This window comes from Arthrobacter sp. 10T413_2, assembly GCF_056394205.1.
Map to the genome: position 1 here is coordinate 1 of NZ_JBFTHK010000049.1, position 13548 is coordinate 13548.

General features: G+C 64.0%; 6 protein-coding genes. 4 read left to right on the plus strand and 2 right to left on the minus strand.

Features of this window, described 5'->3' with window-relative positions; genetic code table 11:
* The 4 genes from murJ to trxA all read left to right on the plus strand — a co-directional run.
* On the plus strand, positions 1–1128 hold a 1128-nt coding region (murJ, locus tag AC1DBQ_RS10180), incomplete at its 5' end, for a murein biosynthesis integral membrane protein MurJ (RefSeq protein WP_476928383.1).
* A gap of 171 nt (positions 1129–1299) precedes the next feature.
* On the plus strand, positions 1300–2925 hold the full coding sequence (locus AC1DBQ_RS10185) for an ABC transporter substrate-binding protein (RefSeq protein WP_476928384.1): 1626 nt from the start codon (positions 1300–1302) through the stop codon (positions 2923–2925).
* A gap of 193 nt (positions 2926–3118) precedes the next feature.
* Entirely contained in the window at positions 3119–4075 is a 957-nt protein-coding gene (trxB, locus tag AC1DBQ_RS10190) for a thioredoxin-disulfide reductase (protein WP_476928385.1), read from the plus strand.
* A 40-nt stretch (positions 4076–4115) separates the two neighbouring features.
* Positions 4116–4442, plus strand: coding sequence for a thioredoxin (trxA, locus tag AC1DBQ_RS10195; RefSeq protein WP_091248528.1), 327 nt, complete (start codon positions 4116–4118; stop codon positions 4440–4442).
* A gap of 6620 nt (positions 4443–11062) precedes the next feature.
* On the opposite strand, the gene AC1DBQ_RS10200 is transcribed toward trxA, so the two are convergent.
* Positions 11063–12331, minus strand: a complete 1269-nt coding sequence (locus AC1DBQ_RS10200) for a ParB/RepB/Spo0J family partition protein (protein ID WP_476928386.1) — start codon at positions 12329–12331, stop codon at positions 11063–11065.
* Between the two features lie 68 nt (positions 12332–12399).
* Positions 12400–13467, minus strand: coding sequence for a ParA family protein (locus AC1DBQ_RS10205; RefSeq protein ID WP_476928387.1), 1068 nt, complete (start codon positions 13465–13467; stop codon positions 12400–12402).
* Between the last annotated feature and the right edge of the window lie 81 nt (positions 13468–13548).

Consider the following 13548-nt stretch of genomic DNA (forward strand, 5'->3'; position numbering starts at 1 on the left):
GTGCTGGAGGTGGCCAGCCAGCTGTATCTGCTGCCGCACTCCATCATTGCGCTGTCCCTTGCCACGGTGTTGTTCAACCGGATGACCCGGGCGTCGCAGGACGGCGACCGGGCTGCGTTGCGCAGCGCGCTCTCCCACGGGCTGCGGACCATGGCCGTGGCAACCGTATTCGGCGCGCTGGCGCTCTTCGCGCTGGCCGGGCCGCTGGGCATGTTCTTCTCCGGCGGGGTGCGTCAGGACGGCGTCATGCTGGCCCAGACGCTCACCATCCTGGCTCTCAGCACCCCMTTCATGAGCGCCAACTTCATGATGTCGCGCGTCTTCTACGCCAACGAGGACGCCCGGACACCCTTCTTCATCCAGCTGGTCCTGGCGCTGGTCAACGTGGTGGCCGCGTTCGTGATCCAGTTCCTGCCGTTCGATCAGATCATCTTCGCCATCGCCATCCTCTATACCGGCGGCAATATCCTCTCGGTGATCGTCAGCGCGATCTTCCTGCGCCGGCTCCTGGGCCATCTGGACGGCCCCCGCATCGCCAGCTCCTACATCCGCATGGGCTACGCGGCCCTGGGGTCCGCCCTGGCCGGAGCCGTGGCCCTGTGGCTGCTGGGCAGTTACAACCCGGACGGCTTCGCCTGGAGCGACCGGATCGCCGCTCTGGTGACGATCGTCGTCGTCGGACCCGTCATGCTGGCCGTCTACTTCCTGTTGCTGAAAATGTTCCGTGTGACCGAGCTCCAGGACCTCATGCAGCCTCTCCTTGGACGGCTCCGGCGCCGGGCAGCCCCGGCTGAGCAGGGCACCGGGCCCCGCGCCCAAGGCGCAGCGGAGGTGCGGAGGGTGCCGGAGCGGGCCACCGTCTCGGTGGACACCGGCCTGATTCCGCGAATTTCCGGCGAGTTCGATGCCGCGTCCTTCCGGGCCGGTCCCGACATCCCGGATGAAGATACGTTCCCCTACACCCGCCAAGCCGGTCCGGAAGGCGGCTACCTGCCGGCCGAAGACCTCCCCAGCACCGCGCAAGGCGGTTTGGGCCGGGGCGACGTTCCCCTCCCGGGGCGCCGGACCTATCAGGGACCGGCCGGTCACAACCCCTATTTCCCGTTCAACCGGAAAAAGAAAAAATGAGCCCGGCTCCGTTTCAAACCGCCGTGCTCACGCGGCCCGGACAGAGCATCGGCTAGGATCGAAGACTAACAAGGGGAGTTGCGGACCAGCGGTCAACCGGCTTGCCGGAGGGCACAGGGTCGCTCAGAGAGTGATCACGTCGGCAGGTCCCGGACAGTCTAGGAGGAGCCCGTGTCCCACCCGATCGATGTCGGATCAGTACTCGGTGGCCGCTACAAGGTCACTGCCACTGTACTGACCTCACATGACCAGGATCTGGTGCTGGACGGTGTGGACCAGGTGCTCAACCGTCCCGTGAGCATCCTCGTCGCCGGGCCGGGCAACGCCGAGCAGGTGGCCCAGAGCGCCCGCGAAGTCGCCACGGGCGAACGGCCGGGCAGCGTTCAGATCCTTGACCTCGGCGTCAGCGATGCCACCACGTATCTGATMACCAACCACACCTCCGCGGCGGATCTGCTGGACCTTGTGGTGTCCTCCAACCCGCCGTACATCGAGCCCTTCTTCACCGATACCCTGGGCAGCGAGATCTTCGGGCAGGCACGCTCCCACGAACCTGAAACGTATGACGGGCTCTACGACGACGAGGAAGTCGACGCCGGGTACATCAATTACGGGCACACCCAGCCGGTCGCAGGACATCAGCCGGCGCCCCCGGCCGCCCCGGCCGCCGGAATGCCGTCCCGCCCCGCGTCCGCACCCTCGTCCGGCGCTGCAGCAGCGGCAGCCACCGGAGCCGCGGCCGCGGCCGCCAGGGCTCCCAAGGCCCCAAAGACTGCACCGCAGGAGACTGCCGCACACCAGGGCGCCAAAGAGACAACGGCGCCCCAGCCCGTCCAGGAGAGCGCAGCTCCCCGCCCGGCCGAGCCGGCAGCGCCGCAGCCTCCCACCGCCGCTGCTCCCAAGGTCTCCTTGTGGTCCGACGACGACTACKCCGGCATCGATCAGCAGGGCAACGGAATTCAGCAAGGCGCCGGAGACCAGCAAGACACCGGTGATCACCGCGGCGCCGCCACAGCCGCAGYCGCCTCCGCCGGGCTGGCCGGAACCGGATTCAACAGCGCGGACCGCGCTCCTGGCAACTTCCCCGCCTCCGCCCGGTCCGCCGTGGACGAGGACGAGTACGTGGAGTACGAAGACGAGCCGCGCCGGGAGCCTCGTTCCATGCGGTGGCTGGTTGGCGGCCTACTGGCTGTCGTCCTGGTGGTGGTCCTCATCTTTGCGGTCACCAATCTCGGCAGCCTTTTCAAGAGCAGCCCCCAGTCGAACGCCGGGTCCTCCTCCTCGTCGTCCAGCGCGCCGGAACAGTCGACGGGACAACCGTCGTCGACCGCCAGCGAGGCGCCCGCGGCCGGGCCGCCCGTCATTCAGGACGTGACGCGACTGGGCAACTTCGACTTCGCCGGTAACTACGACTCCGACCTCGTGAAGACCTTCGACGGGAACGGCGCGAGTTACTGGTCCGACATGGAATTCGCCACGGAGGACTGGGGTGGCCTTGCCTCCGAGGTTCCGCTCGTCGTCAAGCTGAAGGGCCCTTCCAAGGTCTCTTCCGTCACTCTGAGCCAGCTTGGTGCGTCCGGCGGCAACATCAGCGTCTACACCAACGACCGTCCTTCCCTGGATGGCGCGAAGCAGGTCGGAAGCAACAGCTTCACCTCGCCGGACCTGACGATGCCGCTGCCGGAACCGGTCACGGCGCAATACGTGATCGTGTCCATCAAGACGCTTCCCAAGCTGGCCGCTCCCAAGACCCGTTATGGCTACGGCCTCCGCCTGGCCGAGATCAAGGTGCAGTAGCGGGCGCAGTGCACTAGCGGGCCTGTCATCCGGGCGCCTTCTCCGGCCTCGGCCTCGCCAAACCGGTACCCTGAGTAGTGGCGTCGCTCGGTGACGCCCATGTCGGCCGGAATATTCAATGCCCGGCAATAGTTGTGCCATGTGGCCGGCCATCGAGGCGGGCGCATCGACAAAGGAAGAGGTTCACCGTTCAGTGAGCAACGCAGAAAACACTGCCTCCGAAGTACGTGATGTCATCATCGTCGGCTCCGGCCCGGCGGGCTACACCGCAGCGGTGTACACGGCGCGCGCGAACCTGAAGCCGCTGCTCCTGGCAGGCTMGGTCACCGCCGGCGGCGAACTGATGAACACCACGGACGTGGAGAACTACCCTGGATTCCCCGAAGGCATCATGGGTCCGGACCTCATGGAGAACTTCGAGAAGCAGGCTGCCCGCTTCGGCACGGAGATCCAGTTCGAGGATGTCACCGAGCTGGACCTCGACGGCGAGATCAAGACGGTGACCATCGGCACGGGGGAGACCTTCAAGGCCCGTTCCATCATCCTTTCCACCGGCTCCGCCTACCGCGAGCTCGGGCTGCCGAACGAGAAGCGGCTGTCCGGCCACGGCGTTAGCTGGTGTGCAACCTGCGACGGTTTCTTCTTCAAGAATCAGGACATCGCGGTCATCGGCGKCGGCGACTCCGCCATGGAAGAGGCGCTGTTCCTCACCAAGTTCGCCAAGTCCGTCACTGTGGTGCACCGCCGCGACGCCCTCCGCGCTTCAAAGATCATGGCCGACCGTGCCCTCGCCCACGAGAAGATCAACTTCGTGTGGAACACCGCCSTCGAAGACGTCCTTGGACAGGACAAAGTCACCGGATTGCGGTTGAAGAACCTGGTAGACGGCACGGAAACTGAACTGGCCGTGACCGGCGTGTTCGTGGCAATCGGCAATGACCCCCGCACGGACCTCGTCAAGGGCAAGCTCGAGTTGACCGCAGAGGGAACCATCGCCGTCGACGGCCGCACCTCGAAGACCAGCATCCGGGGTGTTTTCGCTGCCGGCGACGTCATTGACCCGACCTACCGCCAGGCCATCACCGCCTCGGGTTCCGGCTGTGTGGCGGCTCTCGACGTCGAGCACTACCTGGCAGATTTTCACGCCTAAGACGGCGCGCAGCAACCAACCGAAGAGAGAGACAAAGGTCATGAGCAACGCAAAAGACGTAACAGACGCCAGCTTCAGCACCGACGTACTGGCCTCCGACAAGCCGGTCATTGTGGACTTCTGGGCCGAATGGTGCGGCCCCTGCCGCAAGCTCGGCCCGATTCTCGACGAGATCTCTGTGGAGTACAGCGAAAAGGTTGATGTAGTCAAGGTAAACGTTGACGACAACCCCGCCATCGCCGCCGAGTACGGCATCACGTCAATCCCGGCCGTCTACCTGTTCCAGGGCGGCGAGGTCAAGAGCACCGTCATCGGCGCCCGACCCAAGCAGTTCTTCGAGAAGGAATTCGCGGACGTCCTGTCCTAATTCCGACTCGGCTTCACCGGTAGTTTCGCAACTAGCTTCATGAGGGCCTGCGGCCCGAGCAGCTCGGGCCGTAGTGTCCCGTTGAGCTGGTGGTGACCCCCGCTTCTGGCGGGGGTCACTTTTTTGCCCGGGGGCCTGTCACGGCCCCGGTCGCTTGGCACGGCTGCCGTTGGCTGCCGTTGGCCGAGGGGAGTGGACGCGGAGGGCCGAGCGGGTGTTCCCCGCCGGTGGGATGTTCCCGATTGATAGAAGCACCTGTTTGGGGGTGTCCTCAGTCCTATTGAGTTGCGCAATCCTCGAGTTTTTCCGGAAGCTGGCCCTCCTGACGAGGGATCGGCAAGCCGTGATCGAGAGGGGTCCCGTGACGGAATTTCAGCCCATCATCGGCCACCCGAATTCTTGGGATCTGACATTTCGGTGAGTGTCGACGGGCCTCTGTGGCGAGCGTCTGCGTTTCACGTGAAACATTGGCCGGTCGCACCGGCGCGTGGCTACCCCACTTTMGCGGGTGTCTCGGTCGGAAGCGCTGATAGTCTTGCCGATCGAAAAAGCGATTCTGCGAAATTTCCGGCCGACTGGGGGAGTTCAGTAACCGAACCTCGGCCAGGAGCAMGGCTGTTTCACGTGAAACGTCGGATGCCGGCAAGGGGCACCGAGATGATCATCGTGGAACTACGCCAACGGGCCGCATTCCGCGAAAAGGCGATGTTGTGAAGCTGGATGACGCCAAAAGACCTCGCGAGTGGGTCGACGTCTTCTACTAGAACCAGATTCTCGCCTGAGAGAATCTGGTTGAGGGTGATCTACTCGAGGGTGCGCTTCGGGGAAGGTGTGCAGGGCAGTGCAGCGATCGGCAGCGTGCCCGCTTCGCCAGCACGCCCACAACGCAGCCGTGAAGGTGGCACAAGCCGGCCCGTCAGGTGACGCCCGCCGTAGCCGTGGCGCTAAGTACGACCGCCGGCGCGCCACGGGCGAGTTCGTCAGTCGTGACGACCTTCCTAGAGGCCGCTAGCCCATCGTCACCCTTTCAATCCGTGCTGCCCCATCAGTCGATGCTGACCGTGTTTCACGTGAAACATCACAGTGCTGGGTGCTAGTCGCTACACCGGCGGTKTTGCCGTTTAGTTCGAACGACGGCGACCTTCGAACCTATGGCCGAGACCAATGGGGGTGCCGAAGCCGAGGCGGGCAGACGCGATGTTTCACGTKAAACAACTAGGAAGAACATCGATGCGCATGCCTAAGTGATCGTGAACTATTACTTATAGCCCCGACTGTCGCGTTTATCTGTGCGGCGAAGTACGCCGGGGCCGTGATGGGCGTCGTCGTCTGTCCGTCGCCGCCTGGAACACTCATGAGAGGGCCTAGAGTTCGCGCCCCTGCCTGCCGGCCTCCGATGGGGTGGCGGCCCAGTGGTCTTMCGGGCAACTGGGCACCTCGTTGAATCCCCGTTAGCCCTCATCCAGCCCGCACCTGGTTGGCCGCGGTCCGAGATTCCACACGAAGGCATGACTGTAGCCCTCACTGCTGGAGGCTCATTGATCATTCCACATGCTTCCCCAACGGTCCGGAGTCGCCTTGGCGTCACCGTTTCACGTGAAACATTCTGCAGACACTGCCCCACAGGATGTCTCAGCCCGGGGTGGCACGGCCCCCACGCGCGCAACGTCGCGGCAGCGAGTATCACACTGACATACCTGCCCGCCGAGCGAGGGAGGCATCAATCCCGGACAAAGGACAGCAGGGGCGCGGGTCAGCTCCGCAGACGGTACCTAGGCAGCGCGGCCGCCATGTAGCCCCGATTGTGGTGGATCTACTCGCGAGCCGGCAGGCGATGTTCGCGCACAAGCCCGTTGGCCGCTCGGGAGCCGAAGAGACCGAGGGTGTGAAGCGCGGTTCCCGTGCCACCTAAAACGCCAGGGCAATAGCCCAATCCGCAGCAGAGCGTAAGCCATTCAGTCGCAAACTCAGATCGGGGCCCCACATGCTTCAGTCGCAAGGACTCGTCAACCCACCCTCKGTCCCGGCCCGGGGCCGGATTCCTAAGTGGTTCTCGACGGCGCCAGCGAGTCCTCGTTTCTGGCCCGTTCCAGCGTGGAGCTCAGCCCGATGGTACTCCCGTCAGTTCAGGACAATTCACTCCGAGCAGGCACTGCGCCGCGCTTTACTCAGCTCACGCCGCGTGCATCCCAGCGCGCTTCAAAGCCCCGTGGGGCTCCCCGTAATCGGCACTCCACATGCTTGGCTAGCAAATAGCCGGCCGCGAGAATCTGATGAGGAACCCGACGATGCGATAGCCCGCGCAGCGCGAGGTCCCCAAGTGCCGTCGTCCGACCCACAGGGGAGGATTCGCTCCATCCTGGGTTCCGCACTACTGACTCGGCGAATCGGGGCCGGCCCGAATCCATGTTGGAGATTTCCACGGCATCTCGAGACGTCACGAATCCTCTGTCGGCTTACGCCGTCAGACTCCATCACGGTMACTTGGAATGTGTCGGGGCGCCGTCAGTAATCGGTCCAATAGCCTTCGGCGGGGTTGGTGACGGCCCGCACTGGTGCTACCAGTCGATGTCCACAGACCCTCCGCGGCTGGCTCGGACCGGCGACAAGCGGGAGGAGCGACTGCCCTCTTGTGGGATGACCGGCTCCCACACCAAGTGATCTGCTCTGTCCCATGGTCTGTCTCCACCAGGTTCTCCACAGAGGTTATTCACATGGTTATCCACAGGTGCTGAGAGATTATTCACATCGCATGATGCACACCACAGAGCCGGGTCGAAGTGCGAACACGCGATGACGCCTGCGGCATCACGGGATCGATAATGGTCTTCGCGGAGCCGGACGGCTGGCTCTTGTCACAGCCAAGAAATGCACACCAGAGATGGCCAAAATCCCCGGAAAATTAACCATTCCACTGCGAATTGATAGGTGCGGCGTGTTGCCCTAGGCAGCCCGACCATTGACGGAGATTATGTTTCACGTGAAACTCTTCTCCACGATCCTGGCCAAGCAACGGCGCCGGAMAGCCGCTGCCGCCTCACCTTCATCCACTCTGGCCGAACGAAATTCCTCGCAGACTAATCCACAAAGTTATCCACAGTAATATCCACCGATGTATCCACTGTGGATTGGGAGTGTCTGCTGTCTCCGTGGGACCCCTTAGATCATCTGGGGAGTGCCACGTCGACAATCCATCCAGCTGGTGCCTCACGGCTGATTCGCCAGTAGCGCTATAGCCCCAGGTCACAGCGTCGGTGAAATCAGGATCCGCCGACACCACTCCCCACCGGGTTGCGCCTCCGTGCGACACCGATGGCCAGCCCCCCAGGAGGTGCGCCGCCTTGCATTTGGCCGCGCCATCGAAGAAGAGGCCGTGGAACCAACGTGAACCGCCACGGGCGGAAGAGTTCGCCTCACGAGCTACGGATTCCTTCCCCGGTCCGTCTGTTGACGCCGTCCAATATTGTCGCTCGAAGCTCGCTTGCCGAACAGAAACTCGTTCTCTGCCTCTCTGGTCTGTACCAGTCTTAGAGAGCGGCAGCGCTGCCAAGGGCTACCTTTGACCGCACACGACGGAGACAGAGCGGAGAGCGTCGGCGTGACCGCCAGGCCAGAGCCGATGGCTGGMCAAAGGAAGAATTCGTGCAACGGGCCTACTACCGCCAGCGGCGGGGTGCGATGGGCGTTAGCCTGGCGGGAAGGCGGCCAGGAGGGCGGACTGAGGGAGGCCTCAGCGTGACCGGCAAGCCACTGCCATGGACGGAGGCAGCGGGAGCGATAGCGTGCGCCGCAGACCCCCGCTCGGACGGAGCCGGACGAGCACGGCCGCTGCCGGTCGGACACTTGGTGCGGGCACTGCGGAGGGCTTCCAGATCGGAACAGCCGCTGGACGCGAGGTCGGGGCATTCAAGCCGAATCACGTCCCGCTGTTGGGCCGTCGGAGTTCGCGCGGACCAGTTCATGGATCACAACTGTGGCCAGCCTTCTTAGCGCCGGGAGTCGGCATCGTTTCACGTGAAACATCCGCGCCCTTGCCAGATGGATCGGGTTCGCGCCGTCTTGTCCGCCGGCGAACGCCGCGGTCACGGGGTGAAGCTCTACCGTCCCCGTGGACGTCCCTGCTCCTGCCGTGGGCCATAGACGTGACTTGCGCGGCGCTGGTCCGCATCGGCATCGGCATCGGCATCGGCATCGGCATCGGCGAACAATGCCAGCAACTGCACTAGGCGGCGACCATGCCACTGGAGGGAAAGTCCGAGCCAACGCGATCGAGGGAACGCTTGCTGCCCCTAACGGGGGAGAGCCGTTGGCGCCCTCTMGTACGACACATAGGGGCTGGCTTGCGCACTGAGCAGTACCAAAGACAGAGCTCGGGCAACAGGAAGCCAGGCGACCAGACAAATGACCGGGGGAGCCGGGGAGCGCGATCGTCCAAGCTACCCTACTGCTCGTACGCGAGGCATTCTGACTCAGCAATGACGAGTACGGCCACGTTGCTAGCAGTCTCCGCAAACGCAGCTAGGAGTTMCAGACTTGTGGCCCCACAACCGCATACCCGAACCCACGCCCACGCCCACGCCCACGCCCACGCCCACGCCCACGCCCACGATGATGGCACCCCAGGCTTTGTCGGGGGCTCCGGCACCGCTCGCTAGGGCTGTCGCAGTCCGTCGTCGTCGTGACGGATTAYTATCGTTGCGTCATTGCGACGGATTTTCATCTTGGTCGGGGACAGACGGCCCGAGTGACCGCCGACGCTATTCGCCGCGACGCAGTGAGGACATGGCATCGGCTGCAACAAGTGCCGGGCCTCTTCCCACTAACGGGCACCCCAGAGTGTGTCCCGTCCAAGAGTCTTCCCCCGTCTAGGCGGGGTCCGGCTCGAGAGCAGTGGATCCAACGGGGGCTATTCCGTGCGGGCAGCGGCGTGTGACCCATTCCGTCGGCTGTGCCGTCAATCTGGCGGCCCCATCCTCCTCATGATCGGAGCGACGTTCTCATCCGGGGAGTTCAGTCGTCCAGAGGCACCGAATAGCGTCGCCTGCTCCATGTTTTTCTTGTAGTGCGAGGGGGACTTGCCCGCTCCCGGTCCTCCTTCCGAATCCGGCCTACCTTCCGAAGTACAGGCGCCTATTTGGCATCGGCCTGACTTCCGAGGTGCAGGCGACTCCATGGACCCCGCCGCCCTGCCAGCGCCCACTCGAATCGCCAGGGCCGAGTCCGATTCCCGAGATCCTGTTGCCGAGATCCAGTTGCCGCATGGCAGGCTCTGCTGCCCCCATCCATCCTGTTTGAGAAGCCGTCTACCACGGCTTCCAGGCATTGTAGGCGGGCTAGAGCCTCGGACCGGCTGGCGCTGTTTCACGTGAAACAGGAATCAAGGGATCCGGACGTCACGGTGAACGGGAACCGGAACCGGGAACGGGAAGCCGGCGACGAGGTGTCAGTCTTGGCCCCGGTTCCTTACGTTACTCACGGACCTGGACCCGCGCGGCCGCCACGGTCTCCACGTCACCGAGTCATTTCTGCCCAAAAGGAATCCGGTCGATGTCCCCCGGGCCGCAGGCGTGCCCTCATGTGTTCGCTGCGAACACAACCTCATGGTCCGCATCCGCGCGAGAGGGGCGATCCGGCGTGGACCCAGTCAGCAACGGTACGGCCGGCCCACCTGCTGTCCATCTGTGAGAGCCTCACCGCTTGGAAGCGATCCAGTGCGTGTGCTGTCACGTGGACGGACAACCACTAGTCCGGTACTCCACATCATGACCATAGCCGGCGAACGGGGGAGACCCATGACCGGGGCACCGGCGTGCATCCCGGTTAGCCAAGTGAACACGATGCAGGTCCCGTTGCGCCGATGACCCCTGATGAGGGGTCGTGTCCGGCGATGCGAGTCCACACGGCGGGCAGGCCGGCGTTGGGCTCTGGAGGCCGGCCTTGGGACCTAGCCGAGAGAACTACGACCGCGAGAGCTTGCCTTCCGGTGCTCAGGCATCCGAGCGGGCACTTCTATGCCTTGGGCCGCGTTGCTGTGTGGTTCCGGCGATGCCACGCGGTGAATAGGCTGTGTTTCCAGCCTCCGGTCCAGTGTCATTGCCCCAGAGGGACGAGCTTGCTGCCATGGAGGCCACTGCGTGGTTGGAAGGCCCGCACGGCCGTCGCGAGCCACGCGGGCCACAGGACAGTGCCCCGGGCTTACATACGGATGCTGTGGCGGTACCGKAATGGCGCGGAGGGCGACCCGCGCGGGGGAGAATTCATTCCGGGCTCCGTTAGATCTGCCGCTTAGCCGGAGGACGCCGCCGGGCACGGCCCGCAACACCAATCTACGCTGCACCAATCTACGCGTCGCGGGCAAGTGGGTCACCGCCAGCACCCGGACTTCAGCCGCGTCCAGGGCGGCACGGACGCACCTCACCAATTTCCCCAAGCGCCACGATGGACTACTGCCGGATGCGGCGGCGGCATCAGCCAGGCAGGGCGTACCTAATGCGCCGCTGGCAGTGAGACGATTCGGCCTCCACCCCTGCAGCGGCAAACGAGGGCATAAAGGCAAGGGCATTAAAAGAACGTGGGCCTGTTTCACGTGAAACAGGCCCGCCCCACACGACTTGGTGAATCTAGCCGGAGGCCCCAGGAGTCAAGACGTCCATGATCCGGTTTAGGTCCTCGACGCTGGCGAACTCGATGCTGACGCGACCCTTGCGGGCACCCAGGGAGATCTTGACGTTGGTATCCAGCCGGTCGGACAGCGACGAGGCCAAGTAGTCGAGCCGTTCGTGGCGTGCTCCCGGACGTGGAATGTTGTTCTTGGCCGGTGTCGCGGGGCTCTGGTACAGAGTCACTGCTTCCTCGGTCGCGCGGACCGACATGCCCTCTGAGACAATCTTCTGCGCCAGGCGTTCCATGGCGGCGGCGTCCGGGAGGGCCAGCAGGGCGCGGGCGTGACCTGCCGAAATCACGTTGGCGGCCACCCGCCGCTGAACCAGAGGCGGAAGCTTCAGCAGTCGGAGGGTGTTGGACACCTGAGGGCGGGAACGTCCGATCCTGTCCGCCAGCTGCTCATGGGTGGTTCCGAAGTCTTCGAGGAGTTGCTGGTAGGCCGCGGCCTCTTCGAGCGGATTCAGCTGGCTGCGGTGCAGGTTCTCCAGCAGGGCATCGCGCAGGAGGTCGTCATCGGTCGTATCACGGACAATCGCCGGGATAGTTTCCAGGCCTGCGGCCTGCACTGCCCGCCAGCGCCTTTCACCCATGACGAGCTCATAGGGTTCGCCACCTTCTTCGGTTGAAGTGCGGACCACAATTGGCTGGAGGACGCCGATTTCGCGCACGGAGTGCACCAGCTCCGCCATGTCGTCCTCATCGAAGACGGACCGGGGCTGTTTGCGGTTGGGATGAATGTCCGTGACCGGGATTTCGGCAAACCTGACACCGGGCACGGCCACAAGTTCGACCCCGCCGTCGTCATCGTGCTCGGCAGTGGAATCAAAGGCCAACTGCTCGCCGGCGGCCTCTTTGGCAGCGGTCGTGGAAGCCTTCGGCGCGGCCGTCTTMCGGGCCGGTGCTTTCTTGGTCGCTGCCGCACCGGCCGTGGCGCCAGCCCCCGMAGCAGCATCGGCACCACCGGACGAAACCGAATCAGGAACAGAAGCCGGGACGTCGGMGGAGTCGTCAGACGTTGCGGCCACAGCCGGTGACGCCTTGGTTTTCGGGGCGGGGACGTCCAGGAGAGTTTCCGTCTCCGGCTCGGAAGTCTTCTTCCGGGCTTCGGGAAAGAAGAGGTCCACGGGCCGGGATGGAGCAGCACCGTTTCCGGAGGCGTTAGCCGCGGCGGAACTTGGAATGAGTGCGCCAAGTCCACGGCCGAGGCCGCGTCGCTTATCGCTCATGGATAAATCCCTCCAGTGGAAGAGCCGGGACTCACCTGGCTCTGGCTAGTGCAATTTTTGAAAAGATTCTAACGTTCAGCGATTTCCGCTGCGGCTTCCAAGTAGGACAGGGCGCCGCTGGAAGAAGGATCGTACGTCATGACAGTCTGCTGGTAACTCGGAGCCTCGGAAATACGGACGGACCTCGGCACCACAGCCCCCAGCACCTGCTGGGGGAAGTGCTCACGTACCTCCGCCGCAACCTGCGCCGCAAGGTTGGTGCGKCCGTCGTACATGGTCAGGAGAATCGTGGAGACAACCAGATCAGCATTCAGGTGCTTCTGGATCATCTCGATGTTCTTCAGGAGCTGGCTCAGTCCCTCAAGGGCGTAGTACTCGCACTGGATCGGGATCAGGACTTCACCGGCCGCGCAGAAGGCATTCACCGTAAGGAGCCCCAGGCTCGGCGGGCAGTCAATGAAGATGTAGTCCAGCCGCTCCTCGCCGTTCTTGGCGCGCTCCTTGGAGTACACGTCGATTGCACGGCGCAGCCGCTGCTCGCGGGCCACCAGGCTCACGAGTTCGATTTCCGCGCCGGCAAGGTGGATGGTGGCGGKAGCACAAATGAGGTTGTCGATGTCGGGGCACGGGGCCACAACGTCCTTCAGGGGGACGTCGTTGATCAGGACATCGTAGATGCTGTCGACGTCGGCGTGGTGCTCAATGCCCAGGGCCGTCGAGGCGTTGCCCTGCGGATCGATATCGATCACGAGCACGTTCAGGCCGGCGGCCGCCAGGGCAGCCGCGATGTTGACGGTGGTCGTCGTCTTGCCGACGCCGCCCTTCTGGTTGGACACGGTGAAGATGCGGGTCTTTTCCGGCTTGGGCAGCTGCCGTCCCAGCAGCCGCTCGCGGCGCTTGTTCTCGTGCGCGAGCTCGCGGGCGATGGGGCTGGAGTCATCGATGGAGTCCAGCACGTTGCCGGTGTGAGGAAGGGATGTTTCACGTGAAACACCGGCCATTCCCGTTGCCCTTGCAACCGAACCCGTGTKAGTTCCGGAGTAGTCATGAGCAACTGCGGGAGCCGTAAACGCACGTGCGGACCCCAGGGACATAAACGGCGGGATCCGTTGTGTGGAGGCTTCGCTACTGCTCACTATGACACGCTCACTCTCATTCGGCTTTTACTGCCGGTTACTAGCCTAACCTCTTCCCCTCAGACTCCCCGGGCACCGGGG